Origin of the sequence: Comamonas sp. lk, assembly GCF_900564145.1 — a bacterium.
GTDB lineage: Bacteria > Pseudomonadota > Gammaproteobacteria > Burkholderiales > Burkholderiaceae_C > Comamonas.
Window position 1 is genome coordinate 663,973 of record NZ_UOOB01000001.1, and the last position, 21,349, is coordinate 685,321.

At 62.8% G+C, this 21,349-nt stretch carries 20 protein-coding genes; 12 read left to right on the top strand and 8 right to left on the bottom strand.

Annotation, left to right across the window (positions count from 1 at the left end; translation table 11 throughout):
* Window positions 1-5 precede the first annotated feature (5 nt).
* The 7 genes from EAO39_RS03035 to flgA all read right to left on the bottom strand — a co-directional run bounded on the left by EAO39_RS03035 (window position 6) and on the right by flgA (window position 8,352).
* Window positions 6-893: a hypothetical protein gene (locus tag EAO39_RS03035; RefSeq protein ID WP_120966094.1), complete on the bottom strand. Its 888-nt coding sequence runs from the start codon at window positions 891-893 to the stop codon at window positions 6-8.
* A complete protein-coding gene (gene flhF, locus EAO39_RS03040; protein WP_120966096.1) occupies window positions 886-2,625 on the bottom strand; it encodes a flagellar biosynthesis protein FlhF in 1,740 nt (579 codons plus the stop codon). Before flhF ends, EAO39_RS03035 begins: the two co-directional genes overlap by 8 nt.
* Complete coding sequence (gene flhA / locus EAO39_RS03045) at window positions 2,622-4,724, bottom strand: flagellar biosynthesis protein FlhA (protein WP_120966098.1); 2,103 nt, start codon at window positions 4,722-4,724, stop codon at window positions 2,622-2,624. The genes flhF and flhA overlap by 4 nt, the downstream gene beginning before the upstream one ends.
* Entirely contained in the window at window positions 4,721-5,917 is a 1,197-nt protein-coding gene (locus EAO39_RS03050) for an EscU/YscU/HrcU family type III secretion system export apparatus switch protein (protein ID WP_120966100.1), read from the bottom strand. The genes flhA and EAO39_RS03050 overlap by 4 nt, the downstream gene beginning before the upstream one ends.
* A gap of 855 nt (window positions 5,918-6,772) precedes the next feature.
* Window positions 6,773-7,141: a hypothetical protein gene (locus EAO39_RS03055; RefSeq protein ID WP_120966102.1), complete on the bottom strand. Its 369-nt coding sequence runs from the start codon at window positions 7,139-7,141 to the stop codon at window positions 6,773-6,775.
* Window positions 7,142-7,164: 23 nt separating this feature from the next.
* Complete coding sequence (gene flgM / locus EAO39_RS03060) at window positions 7,165-7,488, bottom strand: flagellar biosynthesis anti-sigma factor FlgM (protein WP_120966104.1); 324 nt, start codon at window positions 7,486-7,488, stop codon at window positions 7,165-7,167.
* A gap of 114 nt (window positions 7,489-7,602) precedes the next feature.
* A complete protein-coding gene (gene flgA, locus EAO39_RS03065) occupies window positions 7,603-8,352 on the bottom strand; it encodes a flagellar basal body P-ring formation chaperone FlgA (RefSeq protein ID WP_120966106.1) in 750 nt (249 codons plus the stop codon).
* Window positions 8,353-8,556: 204 nt separating this feature from the next.
* Between flgA and flgB the strand changes: the two genes are divergently transcribed.
* From flgB to EAO39_RS03125, 12 genes are all read left to right on the top strand, one after another.
* Window positions 8,557-8,958 carry a flagellar basal body rod protein FlgB gene (gene flgB, locus EAO39_RS03070; RefSeq protein WP_120966107.1) on the top strand — a complete coding sequence of 134 codons (402 nt, stop codon included), beginning with the start codon at window positions 8,557-8,559 and terminating at the stop codon, window positions 8,956-8,958.
* Window positions 8,959-8,983: 25 nt separating this feature from the next.
* Entirely contained in the window at window positions 8,984-9,388 is a 405-nt protein-coding gene (flgC, locus tag EAO39_RS03075) for a flagellar basal body rod protein FlgC (protein WP_120966108.1), read from the top strand.
* Window positions 9,389-9,404: 16 nt separating this feature from the next.
* Entirely contained in the window at window positions 9,405-10,067 is a 663-nt protein-coding gene (locus tag EAO39_RS03080) for a flagellar hook capping FlgD N-terminal domain-containing protein (protein ID WP_120966109.1), read from the top strand.
* A 33-nt stretch (window positions 10,068-10,100) separates the two neighbouring features.
* Window positions 10,101-11,363: a flagellar hook protein FlgE gene (gene flgE / locus EAO39_RS03085; protein ID WP_120966110.1), complete on the top strand. Its 1,263-nt coding sequence runs from the start codon at window positions 10,101-10,103 to the stop codon at window positions 11,361-11,363.
* Between the two features lie 135 nt (window positions 11,364-11,498).
* Window positions 11,499-12,239 (top strand): flagellar basal-body rod protein FlgF, encoded by a 741-nt coding sequence (gene flgF, locus EAO39_RS03090; protein WP_120966111.1) that lies wholly within the window; start codon window positions 11,499-11,501, stop codon window positions 12,237-12,239.
* 18 nt (window positions 12,240-12,257) lie between these two features.
* Entirely contained in the window at window positions 12,258-13,040 is a 783-nt protein-coding gene (gene flgG / locus EAO39_RS03095) for a flagellar basal-body rod protein FlgG (RefSeq protein ID WP_120966112.1), read from the top strand.
* Window positions 13,041-13,219: 179 nt separating this feature from the next.
* Window positions 13,220-13,927 (top strand): flagellar basal body L-ring protein FlgH, encoded by a 708-nt coding sequence (locus EAO39_RS03100; protein WP_120966113.1) that lies wholly within the window; start codon window positions 13,220-13,222, stop codon window positions 13,925-13,927.
* A gap of 20 nt (window positions 13,928-13,947) precedes the next feature.
* Entirely contained in the window at window positions 13,948-15,099 is a 1,152-nt protein-coding gene (locus EAO39_RS03105; protein ID WP_120970620.1) for a flagellar basal body P-ring protein FlgI, read from the top strand.
* A complete protein-coding gene (flgJ, locus tag EAO39_RS03110) occupies window positions 15,096-16,085 on the top strand; it encodes a flagellar assembly peptidoglycan hydrolase FlgJ (RefSeq protein ID WP_120966114.1) in 990 nt (329 codons plus the stop codon). Before EAO39_RS03105 ends, flgJ begins: the two co-directional genes overlap by 4 nt.
* Entirely contained in the window at window positions 16,082-18,049 is a 1,968-nt protein-coding gene (flgK, locus tag EAO39_RS03115; RefSeq protein WP_120966115.1) for a flagellar hook-associated protein FlgK, read from the top strand. The genes flgJ and flgK overlap by 4 nt, the downstream gene beginning before the upstream one ends.
* A gap of 31 nt (window positions 18,050-18,080) precedes the next feature.
* Window positions 18,081-19,295, top strand: a complete 1,215-nt coding sequence (gene flgL / locus EAO39_RS03120; RefSeq protein WP_120966116.1) for a flagellar hook-associated protein FlgL — start codon at window positions 18,081-18,083, stop codon at window positions 19,293-19,295.
* Between the two features lie 72 nt (window positions 19,296-19,367).
* A complete protein-coding gene (locus EAO39_RS03125; protein WP_120966117.1) occupies window positions 19,368-20,627 on the top strand; it encodes an HDOD domain-containing protein in 1,260 nt (419 codons plus the stop codon).
* A 102-nt stretch (window positions 20,628-20,729) separates the two neighbouring features.
* Here EAO39_RS03125 and EAO39_RS03130 read toward each other — a convergent pair whose 3' ends face one another.
* Window positions 20,730-21,347 (bottom strand): protein phosphatase CheZ, encoded by a 618-nt coding sequence (locus EAO39_RS03130; protein ID WP_120966118.1) that lies wholly within the window; start codon window positions 21,345-21,347, stop codon window positions 20,730-20,732.
* Window positions 21,348-21,349: the final 2 nt, after the last annotated feature.

A 21,349-nucleotide genomic window follows, 5' to 3' on the forward strand; every position in this document is an offset into this window, starting at 1 on the left:
GGCTTTCAGTGACTCCAGGCTAACGAGGGCAGCGCAGCGGCATCTGCACCCGGTACGGCTTGCAGGCCATGCTCATGCATGGGCAATATGCAGGCGGTTTTGAGCATATGCAGGGTCAGCTGATGCAAATCGCTGACCTGGCGCCAGCGCATGCGCAGCAGCACTGGTGCATCGCCCAGATGGCGCTGCGAACACTGTAGCAGCGCATCCAGTCGCTGCAAGCGAGTTTGCGAATCCTGTGCGGCGCTTTGGTGGCTGCTTTGCTTGCGGCTCCAGTCATAGCGCTGCGGGCCTTCGGGCGGGGCCGAGCCTTCCAGCGCGGCCAGGGTGCAATGGGTATCGGCAAACACGGCCAGATGCTTGATCTGTCGGTAGCTTTCGATCAGGTGCTCGGTATCGGGGGGCAGCACCAGCAGCGGCTGCAGGCTTTGCTCGCCCAGCAGCGGGGTCAAGGCCTCGGCACTGGCGTAGATCAGCACGGTGGAGTAGCCGCGCACATAGCGCTGCAAGGCGGACAGCGGTGCCAGGCCGCTGTCCTGCGCCGACTGGCGCAGTCTGGCCAAGCCCAGTCTGGCGGGCAGGGTTGCCACGCGGCGGCTTTCGGTATTGCGTTCGGCCAGGCTGCGCAGCTCGGTGGCGGCTTGCCAGGCGGTCTGGCTCAGCAACTGGGCCAGGCCAGGCGTGCGTGCCGATTCGCTCTGGCTGCCGTCGATGACCAGCACGGACTGGCCCAGGCGCTGCAGCTGGGCGCACAGCGGCCAGAGCAGGGAATGTTCGGCCTGGCTGGCGGCCGCATGGTGCAGCATGGCCATGATGCGCAGGCCCGAGTCGCCGGGGCTGCCATGCAGATGTAGACCCATGCCCTGGTGAGGAGGGGAGTAAGACTCAAGCATGGGCGGTCTCGGCCAGCTCGGTGGATTGCGCCACTGGGGCTGCTTGGGCCGCTTGGTCTGTTTCCGTGGGCTCGGCAGATGGAGCCGCCTCGGCTGTCTGGGGAGCGGCGGGGGTAAAGAAGAAGTCCAGATCGAGGGCCTCGGGGTCGAAGGCCGATGGCGCGGTGGCACGCATGGAGGCCGAAGCCAAAGCCTGTGAATTGGCGCGCTCCCAGTCTTCAGGCACGCGCTGGCCGTTGGTCACGCCGCACAGCTGCATCTGGTGGCGGATCAGCGAGTCCACCGAAGGGCCGATCTTCACGGCTTCGTCGACCTTGGTCAGGATGGCATGCTGCGAGCCGCGGGCCTTGAAGGCGCGAATCACATCATCCTGGGCATCGCCCTGGGCGGCGGCATTGACAGCCAGCAGCTGCTGCACGCCTTCAATGTCCAGCACATCGATGATCTCGTCCTTGCGCGGATCGCGCGGGGCCACGCCCGTGGTGTCGATCAGCACGATTTTCTTGTTCTGCAGCAGACCCAGCAGGTCTTGCAGGGCGGCCTTGTCATGGGCCTGGTGGGCCACCATGCCCAGCATGCGTGCATAGCTGCGCAGCTGTTCGTGGCCGCCGATGCGGTAAGTGTCCAGCGTGATCAGGCCCACGGAGGCGGCGCCGTGGCGCGCGGCGCACAGGGCGGCCAGCTTGGCCGTGGTCGTGGTCTTGCCCACGCCGGTAGCACCCACCAGCGCGTAGACGCCGCCTCTGTCATACAGAGCGTCCTGGGCGGCATCGGTGCGCAGATTGCGTTCCAGCACCTGCATCAGCCAGCGCAGGGCATCGCCAGCCGAGAGGGTCTCGGGCAGTTTTTCGATTAGCGCGCGCGACAGCACGGGCGAGTAGCCGGCGCAGATGAGCTTGTGCATCAGGCTGGACTGAATCGGGTTCTGGCGGGTCTGGCCCAGCCAGGTCAGGGTGTTGAAGCGTTCTTCGAGCAAGTCCTTCATGGACTGCATCTCTTGCATCAAACCCTGCGGGCTGGCCGAGGCGGCCACGGCAGCTGTCGCTGTGCTTGGCTTGACCACGATGGGCTCGGATCGCAGCGGATTGTGGCGTGCAATCGGGGCGGCAGCGCTGGGCTGGGCGGGCCGGGAGGCGGAAAATTGCGCGGGGCGCGCGGCCTCGTTCTGGGCCCGGGTGCGCTGGGCAAACGTGGGCAAAGGCTCGTCGGCGCTCAGCGAGGCTTCGTGGCGGCGGCGCAGCATGCGCTCGCGCACATAGTCCTGAAACGACAGCGTGCTCATGGACAGCTGTTCCACGTCGTCCTGCACGGAAGCCTGTGTTGAGGCCTGCTCCGGCGCGGCCTCCTTGGCCGCCTGGCGGGCCAGCACATGCTCCAGCGTGCTCATGGCCGGCTTGGCAGGGGCGGCCGTGGTTGCGCTGGAGGATGGTGAGGCAGATGAAGCAGTAGCTGCAAGCGCCGACTTTTGCGATGAAACAGGAGCGAAGTCCTGATCGGTAAAGCGCTGCTTGCTACGAAAATCTCTAGGCTCGTCGATGGCGCGGCGCTCGATGGCCGCGCGCAGTGGCGAGCCGGCATCCGTGGGCTGCACATCGTCCTCGGCCGTGGCCATGACTTCCACGCCCTCGGGGGTCTGACGGTTGGACAGGATGAGGGTGCCTTCGCCAAAAGCCATGCGCGCCTTGGCCAGGGCCTCGCGCGAGGTGGGGGCGTAGAAGCGTTTGATGTTCATGCGGATGCACCTTTAAGAATCGGGCCTATGCGTATGGTGTGCGTCTCGGGAATCTCGCTGTGCGAGAGCACCTGCAGACGTGGCGCCACACGGCGCAGCAGCTTGGCGATGGAGTTGCGAATGGCGTCGGGCACCAGCAGGCAGGCGGGCAGGCCCAGCTCTTCCTGCTGATTGACCACGTCCACGGCTTTTTGGGTGAGGATCTCGGCCACGCCCGGGTCCAGCGAGGGCGAAGCCGGGTTCGATAGCGCTTGCACCAGCAGGCGCTCCAGACCGGGCTCGATGGCAATCACATTGAGCTCGCGGGTGGGGCCGTAGATCTGCTGCACGATGGCCGGTGCCAGCGCAATGCGCACGCGGCGGGCCAGCTCGGCAGGATCGGCGGTGGTGCTGGCGTTTTCGGCCAGGCTTTCGATGATGGTGCGGATATCACGAATGTGCACAGAGTCCTCCAGCAGCAGCTGGAGCACTTTCTGGAACGTTGTGATGGGCACCATTTTCGGGATGACTTCTTCTATGAGTTTGGGAGCCTGCTTGGCCACATGCTCGACCAGTTGCTGGGTCTCGGTACGCGAGAGCAGCTTGGCCGCCTGCACTTGCATCAAGTGTGACAAATGGGTGGCCATCACGGTTTCCGAATCAACGACGGTAAAACCAGCCATTTGTGCGGCTTCCTTCTGCCTCTCGTCTATCCAGTGGGCGGGCAGACCGAAGGCCGGGTCGGTGGTGGCCGTGCCAATCAGCGGCGTGGTGATGCCGCCGGGGTTGATGGCCAGAAACATGCCGGGGAAGGCTTCGCCCTCGCCCACCATCACGCCGCGCAAGGTGATGCGGTAGGCGCTGGGCTTGAGTTCCAGGTTGTCGCGCACATGGACGGCAGGGGGCAGAAAGCCCACTTCCTGGGCAAACTTGCGGCGCACGCCTTTGATACGGGTCAGCAGATCGCCCTGACGGTTCTTGTCCACCAGAGAGATCAGGCGATAGCCCAGCTCCAGCCCCAGCAGGTCCACCGGCTGCAAATCATCCCAGCTGGCTTCGCCGTCGTTTTGTGCGCTCTGCGGTGCCGGGGTAGGGGCTGCTGTGGCAGCGGCTTGCTGGGCCAGCTGCTTTTTGTGCAGCGCCCAGGCACCCCAGGCCATCAGGCCGCCCATGCTCAGAAACACCAGATGCGGCATGCCGGGAATCACGCCGATCAGCAGCAAAATGCCGGCCGTGATGCCCAGCACCTTGGGCGACAGGAACAGCTGCTGCACGATCTGGCGGCCCATGTCGGCGTCCTTGCCCACACGCGAGATCACCATGGCGGAAGCCACGGAAATCAGCAGACCCGGAATCTGCGCCACCAGCGCATCGCCCACGGCCAGCAGAATGTAGCTGTCGGCCGCCTGGCTGGCCGACAGGCCGTGCTGGGCCATGCCGATGGCAAAGCCGCCGATGATGTTGATGACCAGAATCAAGATGCCGGCAATCGCATCGCCGCGCACAAACTTGCTGGCACCGTCCATGGAGCCGAAGAAGTTCGCTTCCTCACTGACTTCGGCGCGGCGACGCTTGGCTTCTTTTTCGTCGATCAGGCCGGCGTTCAGGTCGGCATCCACGGCCATCTGCTTGCCGGGCATGGCGTCCAGCGTGAAGCGGGCCGAGACTTCGGCAATGCGCTCGGCACCCTTGGTGATCACCACAAAGTTGATGACCACCAGAATCGCAAACACGATCAGACCCACGGCAAAGTTGCCGCCAATCAGAAAGTGGCCGAAGGCCTCGATCACGGCGCCGGCCGCACCGGGGCCGGTATGGCCTTCCAGCAGCACCACGCGGGTGGAGGCCACGTTCAGCGACAGGCGCATCAGCGTGGTCAGCAGCAGCACCGAAGGAAAGGCAGCAAAGTCCAGTGGCCGGATCATGTAGGCCGCTACCATCATCACCATCAGCGCTACGGCGATGTTCAGGGTGAAGAAGGTGTCCAGCATCCACGGCGGCACGGGCAGCACCATCAGGCCGAGAATGGCCACCACCAGCAGCGGCGTGGTCAGGCCTTGCAAGGTCTTTGCATTGCTGCCCAGCCACTGCGGCAGGGCTTGTAGCGGGTTGGAATTCATCGGGATTTACCTTCTGGCGCCTGAGCGGCTGTCGGTTCCTGGGCCGCTGTCTCGGGGGTGTTGCGGCCGTGTAGCGGGTCCAGCTCCACCGGCACCACGGGCTCGCCCAGTTCGCCGGGCGCCGGGCCTTCGCCGCGCAGCGCGGCTTTCAGGCGATACACATAGGCCAGCACCTGGGCCACGGCGGTATAGAGCGCGGCAGGAATGGCCCGATCCAGATCGGCATGGGCATACAGCGCCCGCGCCAGCATGGGCGATTCGAGCACCGGAATCTGGTGTGCGCCCGCCACTTCGCGGATCTTCAGAGCCACCAGGTCCGTGCCCTTGGCAATCACCTGGGGCGCGGCCATGCTGGCATCGTCATAGCGCAGGGCCACGGCATAATGGGTGGGGTTGGTCACCACAAAATCGGCACGCGGCACGGCGGAGACGCTGGCCCGGTCGGCAATCTCGCGCTGTTTCTGGCGCAGCTTGCTCTTGATCTGAGGATTGCCTTCGGATTCCTTGTGCTCCTGCTTGACTTCCTCGTGGCTCATCTTCAGGCGCGACTTGAACAGCACGGCCTGCAGCGGCACGTCGATCACGGCCACCAGCAGCACCACCACCAGCAGCAAGGCCGTGCCCGAAGTCAGCCAGGAACCCACCATGGACAGCGCCATGGGCGAGGGCTGGGAGGAGACGGCCACAATCTCGGCAATGCGGCCGCTCATGAACTTCCAGGCCACAAAGCTCAGCACGGCCGTCATGAACACCATCTTGACCACGTTGGTCAGCTGTTGCTTGGAAAACAGGTTCTTGAGGCCGGACAGCGGGTTGAGGCGGTTGAACTGGGGTTGAATCGGCTTGAGACTGAAGATCCAGCCGCCTGCAGCCACACCGGCCAGCACCGAAGCACCGGTGGTGACGGCAGCAAAAATCACGGAAATCGTCAAACCCAGGCCCAGCATGGATTGAAAGCGCTCCAGCATCAGTGCCGGCGTCTTGGCGCTGGCCGCATTGAAGACCAGCTGCCGGGCCATGGCCTCTTGCATATGCTGCATCAGCGGCCGGGTACCCATGAACATCAGCAGTGCGCCCATGCCCAGAATGGCCAGATGCGACAAATCCCGCGAACGCGCACCCTGGCCGTCCGCACGCGTTTTTTGCAGCTTGCGTTCGGTAGCCGGCAGGTTTTTGTCTTGACTCGATTCCATGGCGCAATGACGGATAGGGTGCCGTGATTTTGCGCAGGACCGGAGTTTTCAATGCGTGGATAAGAGGGGGGCTGGCCTTGTTTATGGGGGGTTCCGCTTGAAGGGCAGGGGCCGGGATATGCGCCCGGCAGCGCAGCTCCTTTCTTTTGCTTCTCCAAAAGAAAGGAACCAAAGAAAAGGCGACCCTACTGCCCACGACCCCTTCGCTGCGCTACGGAGCAACCTGCGCCGTCAACCTCTTGTGGCTGTGCGGCCCAACTCACTGCGTGCCTGCGGCACTCCGTTCAGACAAACGGCCGCAAGTCAGAGCACGAAGCGGCTGCACTCTACGGTGCAGCCGCGCGCAACAAGAGGCTGCCGCCGCAGGCGTGGGCACAAGGGGGCAAATAGCGGGCTGGCTTTTTTGTGCTTTTGATAGCTGCCAACGCTTTTGGTAATTGGGCTATAGGCCGATTACGTCATAAATCTCGCCGGCCGTCCCTTCCCTTTTGGCTGCGCCTGCGGCACGCGGTCCAGGCTGCGGGCATTGGCACCGCAGAGTGCCAATGCCTTGTGCTCTGATTGGCCGCCGTTTGTTCGAGCGGCGCGCGCAACGCAAAGCGAGTTGGACGGCCCCGCAGGCTGGATTGCGTGACACAGGTTTGCCCGTAGCGAAGCGCAGGGACGCAGACATCAGGGAAAGCGCTCTTTGCCTACTTTCTAGCGCGCTAGAAAGTAGGTCGCCTGCCGGGGCGAGACCCGGCCTCAAAGATGAAAAAATGTATGAAATCCGGCTCCGCCCATTAATGGGCAAGCGCCGATAGCTATAAAAAACAAAACCCCGCAAAGCGAGGCTTCAAAGCAATAAAGAAAAAATCAGCTGGCCGCGTGATAAATCCGCGCCCGGCCCTGGCCGGAGGAGGGCTTGTTGCCTAGGCTGCGCTCATAGGTGGCATCGTCGCCCATGGGCACGAGGGCCTGGGCACGGCGCTGGGCGAGCACGTTCATGCGGGCGGTCTGATCGCGCAGCAGATTCAGGGCTTCACCCAGGCGGGCGGCGCGTTCGCGCAGCTCGGGTGTCCAGTCGTCGGGGCCAAAGCGGCGCACCAGCTGGGAGAAAGCCACCATGGCATCGCGCATGCGGGTGCTCGATTGCTCCAGTGCCGCAGGGTCCTGGGCTTGCATGGACGCCGACACCATCTGAACCACCGCGTCCAGCGAATCGAGCATTTCTTGCAAAGTCATGGGAGGGCCTGCTTGTCAGAGGTTCAGCCGCGGGCGTGAACCAGGAATTCTTCGGTATTGGCCAGCAGCTTGTTGGCCACGGCTTCGGCGTTGACGCGGAAGCTGCCGTTGGCAATGGCTTCGCGCATGGCCTTGACGCGGTCGGCGTCAAAGTCGGTATTGGCGCGGCTTTGAGTATCCAGGGCGCGGGCCGAGGAGGAGAAAGACACGGGCACACCGGCGGCGCGCTCTGGCAAACCCCGGGTGGATTCTTCGGCAGCAACAGTGGTCGCAGACTTTGGGGCCTGCTTGGCGGCCTGGGCTGCAGCACCTGTCTGGGGCAGCTCCGGCTTGTTTCCTATTTTCATAGTGGTTCTCCAATCGCCCTGGCGGCGTAGGGCGTTGTAGCCGTGGTTTCGACCAATGTGCGCAGAACTTGAGATATTTTTTGCATGGACTCGGGGTATGGGGCCGGGTTTGCGCTATTGGACGACAACGACGCCGTTGGCATTGACGGTGCCAGTCACCAGGCGGCCATTATCCATGCGAACCCTGACTTGCTGCCCCTGGCCTGCGGCCGACATGGCCTTGCCCGAGGAGGAAATCGTGAAACCGCCGCCGTTGACCATGACCTGCACCGGCGAGCCTGCGGTGAACAGGTTGGGCGGGCGCAACATGTTCTGGCGCAGGGCCTGGCCGGCGTTCAATGTGCGGGCTGCGACCTGGCCAACCCAGTCCTGGGCATTGGCATAGACGGGAGCGCTGTCTTCGGCCCAGTCCACTTCGGCCTGAACCGCGTCCTCTGCCGTCAGCATCTTGCCGGCGGGAATGCCGGTTTGCACCACCCAGGCCGGGCCGTAGGCGTGTACGGTGATGGGGAGAAACACATTCCAGTGCACAGCGCCTTCCAGGCAGCGCAGTCCCAGGCGGGTGCGACCCCACAGGCGGCTGCCAGCAGGCAGATAGGGTTCCACCCGGGAGCAGGCAGCCAGACGCAGGCGGGAATCCAGCTGGCCGGTCTGCACCTGCATGCGCAGCGGCATATTGCCGGCGGGCTTGTCCGTGTCCTGCTGCAGGGCCTGGTCCAGAAAACGCTGACCGATCTGCAGCAGCTGGCTGGTGCCGTCTTGCTGTGCCCATGCGCTCTGTGCCAGCAGGGCGGCCACGCCGACCACGGCGCAGCGCCGTAGGGCAAGAGCAGATGAAGCAATCAAGGAAGGTGGCACAAGCATGGTGTGAAGTGGGTGATCTGCACGCACTCTGCGGCAGATCGTGGTTGCAAATATAGGGCGGTACGCCGGTCTGCAATGCACCGAAGTACGCAGCCAATCCCGCTTTCTTCGCGCTTTAGCTTTTGGGTGTGATTTTCATAATCAGCGCATGCCGCAGTCCGTGCCATGGAGTGCGCCACCCGAATTCACCCAAGCGAGGCTGCGATGCTGAACAAACTGACCGAACGGCTGGACTTCCAGAGCCAGGCGCTGCTGCTGCGGGCCGAACGCCAGCGCACCATTGCCAGCAATATCGCCAATGCCGATACGCCTGGTTATGTGGCCCGCGATTTCAATTTTCGCCAGGCCTTGCTGACGGCCACCGGCGGTCCCTCGACCCTGGCCATGGCCGGTGCCAGGGCAGCCGGCCACATGCCCTTGCCCGGTGCTGATGCCGCTCAAGGCATGGGCTATGCCGTGCAGACCCAGCCTGCCATAGACAACAACACCGTGGATCTGGACCGCGAGCGCGCCAACTTTGTGGATAACTCCGTGCGCTACGAGGCCACGCTGCGCTTCATCAACGGCCAGGCCAAGACCATGCTCAGCGCCATTCAGGGCCAGTAAGCGCTGCGCCCAAAGGAATCGTCATATGTCCATGTTCTCCATCTTCAATATCTCGGGCAGCGCGGTCAGCGCCCAGTCGCAGCGCCTGAACGTGGTGGCCTCCAATCTGGCCAACGTCGATGCCGTGGCCGGTCCCGATGGCAGTGCCTACAAGGCGCGTCAGGTGGTGTTTCAGACCGTGCCCATGGGCGCCGACGGCAGTGCCGGCGTGCGCGTGAATGCCATCAATGAAGACAACACGCCGGGCCGTCGCATCCACGACCCGGCCAACCCCATGGCCGGCGCCGACGGCTATGTGACCCATTCCAACGTGAGCGCCGTGGACGAGATGGTCAACATGATCTCGGCCTCGCGCTCTTATCAGAACAATGTGGAAGTCATGAACACGGCCAAGACGCTGCTGCTCAAGACCCTGCAGATGGGCCAGTAAGCCCGGGAGCCAACACATGATTTACGGCGCAGGCAACGTGGACGCCGCCACGGCAAAAACCGGCAGCAACAGCAAGACCGCAGGCACCGATCCCAATGAGGCGCAGGACCGCTTTCTCAAGCTGCTGGTGGCGCAGCTGAACAATCAGGATCCCATGAACCCCATGGACAACGCCCAGATGACTTCGCAGATGGCGCAGATCAACACGGTGACGGGGATTCAGCAGCTCAACCAGACCATGGCCTCCATGTCCAGCCAGTTCATGGCCATGCAGGTGCTGCAGGGCACGTCCATGATTGGCCGCACGGTGCTGACCGAGGGCAACACCCTGGGCGTGGCTGCTGACGGCACGCATACCGCTGCGTTTGACCTCGCCGGCTCTGCGGCCAACGTCAAGGTGCAGATCACCACGGCCAGCGGCGAGCTGGTGGACACGATTGAGCTGGGCCAGGGCACGGCCGGGCGCAACTACTTCACCTGGGACGGCAAGGACAAATACACCGGCGATGCTTCGCAGCTGCGCTATGTGGTGCAGGCCACCAACGGCGCGAGCGCCGTGGCTGCCACCTCGCTGTCACCCCACGCCGTGATTGCGGCCAGTTCCAGCAACGGCCAGCTGATGCTGGAGCTGGATGACGGCAGCAGCCTGGCCCACTCCGCCGTCAAGGCCGTGTACTGAGTTTTCGATATCAACGTTCCGCAGGAGAACACCATGAGCTTCCAACAAGCCCTGTCGGGCCTGAACGCCGCAGCCAAGAATCTGGACGTGATCGGCCACAACATCGCCAACTCTGGAACCGCCGGTTTCAAGAGCTCGCGCACGGAGTTCGCCGAAGCCATGGCCAGTGCCGCCGGTTCGGCCAGCGGTCAGACCGTAGGCATCGGCGTGAACGTCGGCTCGGTGAGCCAGCAGTTCCAGCAAGGCAATATCAACGTCACCGGCAACAATCTGGATGTGGCCATCAATGGCGACGGCTTTTTCGTGCTGCGACAGCCCGATGGCAGCGCGGCCTATAGCCGTGCCGGCAACTTCCATCTCGACAAACTCGGCAATCTGGTCACCGTTGGCCGCGACCAGGTCATGGGCTACCCGGTGGACCCGGCCACCGGCAAGGTGCAGACCGGCATACAAGCGGTTCCCATGAACTTCCCTTCGGGTCAGTCGATTCCCGCCCGGGCCACCGCCAAGGTGGAGATTGATCTGAACCTTGACGCCCGCGCCCATGACGCCGTCGGCGACCCGAACGCGACGCCGCCGGTTCCCGCCACGCCGCGAGCCACCTACGGCACCTCGCTGACCGTCTACGACAGCCAGGGCATAGGCGCGCCCATGTCCATGTATTTCGAGAAAAACGGTTCCAATAGCTGGGATGTGTATGACGGTCTGGATGATCCGACCGCCACCCCTCCTGTGGTCGCCAACAAACTCACCACCCTGGTGTTCGATGCCTCGGGCAAGCTGCTCAGCGGCAGCCCGGTCGCCAACGCTTCCATCCCGACCAACAACCCCAATTCGCCCACGCCCGGTTCCATCACCGGCGTGAACATCGATTTCTCGGGGGTTACCCAGTTCGGTACCAAGTTCGCTGTCTCCGACCTCACGCAGGATGGCTATACGGCCGGTGTCATGACGGGCATCAATATCAGCGGTGACGGCTCCATTGTGGCCTCCTACTCGAACGGCGTGTCGCGTGCGGAAGGCATGCTCACCCTGGCCTCGTTCAGCAATCCCCAGGGCCTGGCCGCCACGGGAGGCAACAAGTGGGTGGAGACTGCCGACTCGGGTCTGGCCATCAACGGCCTGCCCAAGACGGGCACGATGGGTACGCTGCAGTCCGGTGCGCTGGAAGACTCGAACGTGGATCTGACGGCCGAGCTGGTCAACATGATGACTGCGCAGCGCGCCTACCAGTCCAGTGCCCAGGCCATCAAGACGCAGGACCAGGTGTTCTCCACCTTGGTGAATCTGAAGTAAGCCTCTAAGGCGCTTTGCGCCTTTCCCCTGAAAGGGGGCGACGTCCTCGCTGCGGGGGCAGCCCTGCTTTGGGGCGCGTGGGTTTCGAGTGGCAGAGCACCACACGAATGATTGATTCGAGCAAAGGAAGCCAGCATGGATCGCATGATTTACACCTCGATGACGGGGGCTAATGCCGCTGCACAGCGCCAGGCCGTGCTGGCGCATAACCTGGCCAATGCGAGTACCAATGGCTTTCGCGCCGAGATGTCGGCGTTTCGCTCCGTGCCGGTGCAAGGTGGCGGCTCGGGCACGCGCGTGTTTGCGCTGGAAGCGACTTCGGGCTATGTGGAGGCTGCGGGCCCCGCCCAGCGCACCGGCCGCGCGCTGGATGCCATGGCCATGGGCCGTGCCTGGTTTGCCGTGCAGGGAACGGACGGGCAGGAAGCCTATACCCGCAACGGCGTGTTTGAAGTCTCGCCCCAGGGCCAGTTGGTCAACAGCAATGGCATGGCCGTTCTGTCGGACGGCGGAGCCCCCATCGATATTCCACCCGAGTCCTCCATCACGCTGGGCTCCGACGGCACGCTGACGGCCAAGACCGGCAATCAGCTGCCCGTGGCCGTGGCCAGAGTCAAGCTGGCCACGCCGCCCGAGGATGCGCCTTTGGTGCGCGGCGACGACGGCCTGTTCCGTGCGGCGCAAGGCGATGCTCTGCCCAATGACGAGACGGCGCGCCTGCTGTCGGGCTCGATTGAAGGTTCGAACGTCAACAGCGTGGAGACCATGGTGGGAATGATTGCCGCCTCGCGCCAGTTTGAGCAGCAGATGAAGCTGCTGCAGACCGCCGAAACCAACGATAAATCTGCCAGCCAGCTGCTGAGCTTGAATGGCTGATAGCCCAAGGAATACGTCATGATCAATTCGCTGTTCATTGCCAAGACCGGCATGGAAGCCCAGCAAACCCAGCTGGACGTCATCTCGCACAATCTGGCCAACGTCTCCACCACCGGCTACAAGCGCGCCAATGCGGTGTTTGAGGATCTGATCTACCAGAACCTGCGCCAGGTGGGATCGCAGACCACCGAACAAAACCAACTGCCTACCGGTCTGCACCTGGGTCTGGGCGTGCGTACCGTGGCTACCACGCGCAATTTTCTGCAGGGCAGTCTGCAGCAGTCCAACAATGCGCTGGATGTGGCCATCAACGGCAACGGCTTTTTCGAAGTCAACATGCCCGACGGCACCATGGCCTATACCCGTGACGGCTCGTTTCAGGTCAATGCGCAAGGCCAGCTGGTGACCTCCAGCGGTCTGCCCGTGGCCAATGGCATCACCATCCCCAATGGCGCGACCGCCGTGTCTATCAGCGCCGACGGCGTGGTCAGCGCCACCATGCCCGGCCAGACTGCGCCGCAGCAGGTGGGCAATATTGCGATGAGCCAGTTCATCAACGCCGCCGGCCTGGAGCCGCGCGGCCAGAATCTCTACGTCGAGACGGCGGCCTCGGGCCAGCCCCAGCAGGGCACGCCAGGCACCAACGGGTTGGGCGCCATTCAGCAAGGCTATCTGGAGGCCTCGAATGTGAATGTGGTGCAGGAGCTGGTGACCATGATCCAGACCCAGCGTGCCTACGAAATGAATTCCAAGGCCATACAGACTTCCGATCAGATGCTGGCCAAGCTGGCGCAGCTCTGATTTTCACTAGGTATTGAGAAGCTGCAAGCGCTCTATTTCATTGAAATGTCGATGAGTTTTTCATTGAGTTCAATATTGGGTGAGCGCTAGATGCTTTGTTTTTGATAGCGTGCATTGCGCACGCCAGAGGCAGAGAATGCCGCAGCCCGCTGCGGTTGGTCTGCCAAGGACTTGACGCTATGTTCAAAACCATTGTTTCTCCTTGTGCCACAGCGGCCGCCATTGCTGCGGCCTTGATGGTTTCCGGCTGCGTCTCGCTCAACCCGCCGCCGCCGGTGGACATGCCTGCTACCGCACCGCCGGTTTTGCAGCCGCGCGAGTCTGTAGCGCAGGCGCCGTCGGGCAGTCTGTTCAATGCCAGCCGCTACCGCCCGGCCTTCGAGGATCAGCGCGCGCGCATGGTGGGCGACACGGTGACGGTGACCATTGTGGAGCGTGTTTCTGCCAGCCAGAGTACCGACTCCAAAGTGGGGCGCAACAATGATATGAGTACCGGCATCAACAGCTTGCCGTTGCTCAAAGGCGGAGCCGAGAAAGTGCTCGCGGAAGCTTTGACGCTCGGTGTCGGAAGCAAAAACGACTTCAAAGGCTCGGGCTCCACCTCCAGCAGCAATACCTTTACCGGCTCCATTGCCACCACGGTGGTCGATGTGCTGCCCAACGGCCATCTGGTGATTGCCGGCGAAAAGCAGATTGGTGTGAACCAGAACGTGGATGTGCTGCGCTTTACCGGCTCGGTCGATCCGCGTTCGCTGCGCCCCGGCAGCACGATTGCGTCCACGCAAGTGGCCAATTTGCGCGTGGAATCGCGCAGCCGCGGCCAGGCCGGAGAAGCCCAGTCAATTGGCTGGTTGTCACGGTTCTTTTTGAACGTTACGCCGTTCTGATTCTTCCGAGAATGGGCAGTATGAAAGTACTGTCCACGCTCCTGACACTGCGCCCCGCAGCACGCACCGGCCTGTGGGCCGTCGTAGCCGCCGGCGCAACGCTGCTGGCCTTGCCCGTCGAGGCCACACGCATCAAAGAGGTTGCGGCCATTCAGGGCGTGCGCAGCAATCAGCTGACGGGCTATGGCCTGGTGGTGGGCCTGGACGGCACGGGCGATCAGACCACGCAAATGCCTTACACCAAGCAGGCGCTGGCCAATTACCTGGAACAAATGGGCATCTCGCTGCCGGCCACGGGCAATGCGGCGCAGCTGCAGCTCAAGAATGTGGCCGCCGTCATTGTGACGGCCGAGCTGCCGGCCTTTGCCCAACCGGGGCAGGGCATAGACATCAATGTGTCCTCCATGGGCAATGCCAAGTCCCTCAGGGGTGGCACCCTGGTGGCCACGCCGCTGCGCGGCGCAGATGGTGAAATTTATGCCCTGGCCCAGGGCAATGTGGTGGTCGCCGGTGCAGGTGCGTCCGCCGGCGGCTCCAAGGTGCAGGTCAACCACTTGAGCGCGGGCCGCGTGCCCCAGGGTGCGCAGGTGGAGCGGGCTGTGCCCACGCCCATCAACGAAGGCAACACCATCACGCTGGGCTTGAACACCACGGATTTCCAGACCGCCGACAAGATGGTTCGCGCCATCAATCAGCGCATGGGCAGTGGTACGGCCACGGCCATGGATGGGCGTACGGTGCAGGTGAATGCGCCCACGGACCCAGGCTCGCGCGTGCGCATGATTGCCGAGATTCAGGAGATGCCGATCGAGACCGCCAAGCCCGCGGCCAAGGTGGTCATCAATGCGCGCACCGGTTCCATCGTGCTCAACCAGGCCGTCACGCTGGGAGCTTGCGCCATTGCCCACGGAAATCTGTCCATCACCATCAGCACCACGCCGGTGATCAGCCAGCCGGGGCCGTTCTCGCAAGGCCAGACAGTGGTGGCGCAGCGGTCCGATATTTCGGTCAAGAACGAGCCGGGACAGGTGATTCACATGCCCAATTCGCCCCAGTTGACGGACGTGGTACGGGCGCTGAACTCTCTGGGCGCCACGCCCCAGGATTTGCTGGCAATCTTGCAGGCCATCAAGGCTGCAGGCGCGCTGGATGCGGAGCTGGAGGTGATATGAGCCTGTCCTTGCCAAGTACTGCCTCTTTGGCGGCCAACAACGCGCTGGCCGTGGATGCACGCTCGCTCAATGCGCTTAAAACGGCGGCGGGCGAGAACAATCCGCAGGCCGCGCGCGAGACGGCCAGGCAGCTGGAATCGCTGTTCATGCGCGAGATGATCAAGAGCATGCGCGAGGCGACCATGAAGTCCGGCCTGCTCGACAGCGCACAGGGCAATCTGAGCACCGACCTGCTCGATCAGCAGCTGTCCGTGGCCATGGCAGGCCAGCCCGGCGGGTTGACCGAAGCCATCACCAAGCAACTGGCGCGCAGCATGGGCGTGGAGGCGGCCGAAGACGCAGAAATTGCCGTGCCGTCCACGCTCAGCCTGAGTCGCAGCGCGTGGCGCGGCAGCAGCGGCATCAGCGGCATCAGCACGGGCGCTGCAAACCGCAGTGCGCAGCTGCAGTCCATCAATGCCTACGCCCCCGCACCTAAGGGGCGTGACAATTTTGTGGGCTTTCATGCCTCTGCCGCCGAGCGTGTGGCGCGTGACAGCGGCATTCCCGCGTATTACATGCTGGGCCAGGCCGGGCATGAGACCGGCTGGGGCAAGAGCGAGATCCGCAACAGCGACGGCAGCAACTCCTTCAACCTGTTCGGCATCAAGGCCGGCAAGGGCTGGACGGGCAAGGTGGCCGAAGTCACCACCACCGAATACATCAACGGCGCGCCCAAGAAGATCACGGCCAAGTTCCGTGCCTATGGCTCGTACGAAGAGTCGTTTCGCGACTATGCACGCCTGATTGGCAGCAATCCGCGCTACGAAAAAGCCATGGGTCAGACGGGCTCGGCCACCGCCTATGCCGCCGAGCTGCAAAAAGCCGGCTACGCCACCGATCCCGCTTACGCCCAAAAGCTGGGCCGCGCCATACAAAGTGCGGCGCAAGCCGCATCCGGCACCGCGCAAGCCAAGCTCAACCGCACCAACGAGAACCAGACATGAGTCTTTTGAACGTGGGCGCACGCGCCCTGATGGCCAACCAGATGGCCCTGCAGACCACGGGCAACAACATTGCCAATGTCAACACGGCAGGCTATTCACGGCAAAGCGTGGCCTTCCAGACGGCGACGGGTCAGAACATGGGCAATGGCTACATCGGCAACGGTGTGGATGTGGCCACTATCATGCGCAATTTCAGCGAGCTGCTCAGCCGTCAGGCCACGGCCGCCACAGCCGTCAGTGCTTCCGATACGGCCAGATCGCAGTCGCTGAACCAGATGCAGGAGGTCTTCTCGGGCGGAAAGTCGGGACTGGGTACGGCGATCAGCGACATGATGAACGCCTTCGGTGACGTGGCCAGTGCGCCCACCGACGCGTCGTCGCGGCAGGTGGTGCTGACCCGCATGAATGAGCTGGCTGCGCGGTTTCGCGGCGCTTCGGCGCAGCTCGATGAGCTGGACTACAGCACACGCCAGCAGATGAGCAACGATGTGAACGTGGTCAACAGCCTGGCAGAACAGGTGGCTGCGCTCAATGCACAGATCAGCCGCGCTGCGGCCACCGGTCAAACGCCCAATGATTTGCTGGACAAGCGCGATCAGCTGGTGCGCGATATCAACAAATATGTGCAGACCTCCACCGTGGATGGCGGGGATGGCTCCATCAGCCTTTTCATTGGCGGCAGCCAGCCGCTGGTGCTGGGTCAGAGCACGGCCAAGCTGAGCCTGCAGGAGTCCAAGGAGTACCCAGGCAGTGGCAAGATGGCTGTGTATTTTCAGCAGACGGGCGGGCAGTCCATCGAGCTGACGTCGGCCATGATAGGCGGCGGCGAAGTGGCCGGCTTGCTGCAGTTTCAGAATAACGATCTGAACGAGGGACGCAATCTTCTGGGGCGCATGACGATTGCCATTGGCGATGCGCTCAATACCCAAAACCAGCTGGGCCTGACCCTGTCGGGCCAAAAAGGCGGGGCACTGTTCAATATTCCGCTGACCACCTCGGGTGCCACGACCGGCGGGCAATGGGCCCAGCCCAATACGCCGACCGTGACGGTGACGGACTCTGCTGCGCTCAATGCCTCCGATTACAAGATCGTGTTTGGCGATGATGCTCCCAGGGGCAAGGTGGTACGGCTGTCTGACGGCAAGACCACGAGCTTCAACGACATGGCCGATCTGAACAGCAAGCGCATCGATGGCTTGCAGTTCGATCTCAAGGCCGAAGGCGGGCGCGGACAGTCGGTGCTGTTCCAGCCTCTGCGCACCGCGGCCCAGCAGGTGCAGGCCATGGTGCATTCCGGCAATGATCTGGCTGTGGCCAATCCGGTGGCCGCCAGTATCCAGTCGCTAGGCGATGCCGGGCTGCGCATGGGCGGTATTCAGGTGGGCAAGGGTTTTGGTGCCGCTGCTTTGCCGGATCCGACCACGCTGTCGTTTTCCAAGGACGCTGACGGCAAGGTGAGCTACACCATCACGCCTGCGCCTACGCCTGCTCCCCCCGCACCCGGCGGCATTGCCAGCACCGGCACTTTCATCTCGGGTCAGGCCATAGAGCTGGCTGCTGGACTGAAAGTGAGCTTGACGGGAACGCCTGCTGTGGACGGCGGCAAAAGCGATACGGTGCGCTTTGGCGCCAATACCAATTACAGCGCCGATACCGGCAATGCTAGCTCGTTTCTGGCGCTGCGCGATGCCGTGGTGTTTGATGGCTCCACCACGCTCAGCGATGGTTTCTCGGCCGCCATGGCCCAGGTCGGTACCCGTACCCAAAGCGCGCAGTACGCGGCCACGCTTTCGGCGTCCATCGTCAAGAATCTGGAGGCCGACCGTATGGGGGTCTCGGGCGTCAACCTGGATGAGGAAGCGGCCAAGCTGCTGCAGTTTCAGCAGGCCTATCAGGCATCCGCCAAGATGCTTCAGGTGGCCCAGGGAATTTTTGACAGCGTCATTTCCGCCGTCGGCCGCTAAGGCCTGCGTGCGATTGCATGGGAGATAAGACATGAGCATTGCACGCATTGGCACGGCCAGCATGTATGACAGCACCATCAACAATCTGAATTCGCGCCAGAGCTCTCTGGTGGATTTGATGGAAAAGACCACGGCAGGCAAACGCGTGCTGCGGGCCAGCGATGACCCGGTGGCGGCCGCTCAGGCCGAGCGTGCGCGTACCCGTATCTCGCGCTCCGAGAACGACCAGCGTGTGCTGGGTGCCCAGCGCGATGTGATTGCCCAGGGCGAATCGGTGCTGGGCACGGCCCAAGGCGCTTTGCAGGAGTTTCGCGATCTGGTGCTGAAGGCCGGCAACGGCTCTTTCAATCAAGAAGCCCGCGATGCGTTGGTGCAGCAGATGAACAGCTTGCGCGACCAGATTCTGGGCTATGCCAATACCAAGGATTCCAATGGCCTGCCGATTTTTCGCGGCCTGGGCAGCGGCAGCGAGCCCATCCAGAGTACGCCTCCCGGTTCCACCGGTCAGCTCAACCCGGGGCAGAACACCGGTGCGGACAACGGCCTGCCCATTTCGCTGGACGGCCATGCCGCTTGGTTGAACGTGCCCACGGGCAATGGCGTGTTCACCGTAGGGGGAGAGGCCGGCAACAGCGGCACGGCCTGGGCTGATGTGGGCAGCGTGACGGATCCCAGCAAAGTGACGGGCGACAGCTACAGCCTGGTTTTCAGCAAGGACGCGACGACGGGCGCTGTCAGCTATGTGATCAATTCCAGCGCGGCAGGGGCCACCAACCCCATCAAGCCCAGCCAACCCTACACAGCCGGTCAGGCCATTACGGTCAATGGACAGCAGATCACCATCAAGGGCGAGCCCGCCGACGGCGATCAGTTTGTCATGGAGCCCAGCACGCGCACCGATTTGTTCAGCGTGCTGGATCAGGCCATCGCTGCGGTCAAGCAAGGGACTAATGGCAGCACGGCGTTGCAGCAGGCGATAGGGCGTTCGCTCAGCGAGATCGATGCGGGCATGAACCGCGTGCAATCCATGCGCAGCTATGCCGGCGATCAGCTCAATCGTGCCGACCGACTCGAATCGGGCATGAAAGACCAGGCGCTGACGCAGGAGGGCGCACGCTCGCGCGCCGAAGATATAGACATGATCACGGCGCTGTCGGATGTGGAAACGCAAAAAGTAGGGCTGCAGGCGGCTTTGCAGTCGTATGCGCAAATTCAGAAGCTCTCTCTTTTCAATTACATAGGCTGAATGCAGGTGTAAGTGCTGCCCTTCTTCGTGGCACACTTTTGCTTGTTGAGTCATCACTACCAAAGCGTTTCCATGGTGCAGTCCGTTCTGAATTCCTTGACCCTGGGCTATAGGCCGCTATGGAGTCGTGCCCGGCGTCTAGCCGGAGTTCAGTTGTTCGTGCATGAAGAACCGGGCCGCAATGCCGATATGCCGCACCTGTTGCGCACCCTGGCGGAAATGTGGAACAACCAGGCACCGCCACTCTTGCTATCGCCGCAGTCGCGGCAGGTGCTGTGTAATCTGCTGGAGCAAGCACCCCAAGGCAGCCCGTGGATTGAGGTCAACGGCAGCTGGTTGCAGGAGGATGAGGGCATTTTCGAGCTGGTGGAGCAGGCCAAGGCACGCGGGCTGATGCTGGTCTGGAGCGGAGCGCTGAATCAGCTGCCCGATGTCGATGCGGCCCAGGGCTTTGTCAGCAGCTTGCTGCGCCTACCGCCCGAAGGTGCACAGGGAGTGCGCAATGAGCCCGATTTTTCAGACCAGCCGTCGTTCAAAGCCGTGGCCTTGTCTTTGGCCGCCAAACCTCTGAACCTGCTCGATGGGCAGATGTACGAGGGTTTGCAAAACCTGGAGCTGGCCCGGCTGTGTCTGGACAGTCATGGCGCCGGGGCGGTGGCGGGTTGGCCGGTGGCGGATACCGTGCGTGCCTTTCGCCTGGAGCAGCCGCAACCTGCGCGCGATAGCGTGCGCAGGTTGATGCAGGCCATCGATGGCGAACAGTCCATAGATCAGTTGGAGCATCTGCTGGGCGAGGACCCGGTGCTGGCCTACCGCTTCATGCTCTATACCAACTCGGCAGCCCTGGGTCTGCGCCGTGGCGTGGATTCGCTGCGTCGCGGCCTGGTCATGATGGGCCTGGGCACGCTGCAGCGCTGGCTGTCCGATCAGCTACCCCATGCCTGCACCCACGCCGATCTGGTGCCTCTGCGCACGCAGATGGTGGTGCGCGCCCGTCTGGCCGAGGAGTTGATTGAAGCCGGCGTGAGCCTGGAATTGCAGCGTGAGATGTATCTGTGCTGCCTGTTCTCTCAGCTGGACTTGCTGTTGCACGAGCCCCTTGCCACCTTGCTGCGCCGCATGCCGCTGTCGGAGCGGATTTTTGACGCCGTCATCAACAACACCGGTCCTTATGCCGAGGTGCTGCAAATGTCGGCGGCACTGGCAAGCACCGATGCTGCCACGATTCGCCGCCTGCGCGAGCAAGGGCAATGGGAGGCCGAAGAACTTAACCGCATGTTGCTGCGCGTTCTCAGCGATCTGAAGCTGGGAATGCCGGAAAAACTGGCCTGAGTTTGCTCTTGTTTGTATAGCTTCAAGCGCTTTTTGAGTAAGCGCTTGAAGCGGATCTGACTTGATTTTTATGGATTCTGCTCAGAAAGCAGAGATGGCACATCAAAAGCCCAGACTGGCCAGCAAATCATCCACTTGCGATTGGGATGTGACCACATCCGGGGTGTTTTCCGGATCGACGACCGGCCCTGCCAGCTTGACCTGCTGCTCCACTGGTGCCAAAGCCGGGGCTAGCTCGGACTCAGGCGAAGTCTGAATCAGCAGTTCCACCAGCTGGGTTTCCAGGTCTGCGGCCAGGGCGACCACCCGGGCAATCACCTGACCGGTCAGATCGTGAAAGTCCTGGGCCATCATGATTTCGGTCAGGCCGCTGCCGGCTTTTTGCGTGCCTTCCTCCACCTCCTGGAGAAAGTTCATGATGTGACCCTTGGCCACGGCGGCCACGGGGTCCTTGATCAGATCGGCACGCATGGCGCGTGTGCGTTCGGCCAGCGCCTCTTGCTGGCTTTGCGTGACTTCCACCTGGCCCAGCACTTTTTCGGCCGCTTCACCTGTGAGGCGGGCGATATAGGACAGGCGGCTCTGGGCATCGGGCAGCTCGGTGACGCTGCCCCGCAAGCGATCCGCATAACCGAGTTCGTTGAGCGAGTTGTGCAACTGGCGCGTCAGAACCCCAATCTTGTAATGCACGTCGGCGGTGGCAACCGGGCTGCTGCTCATGA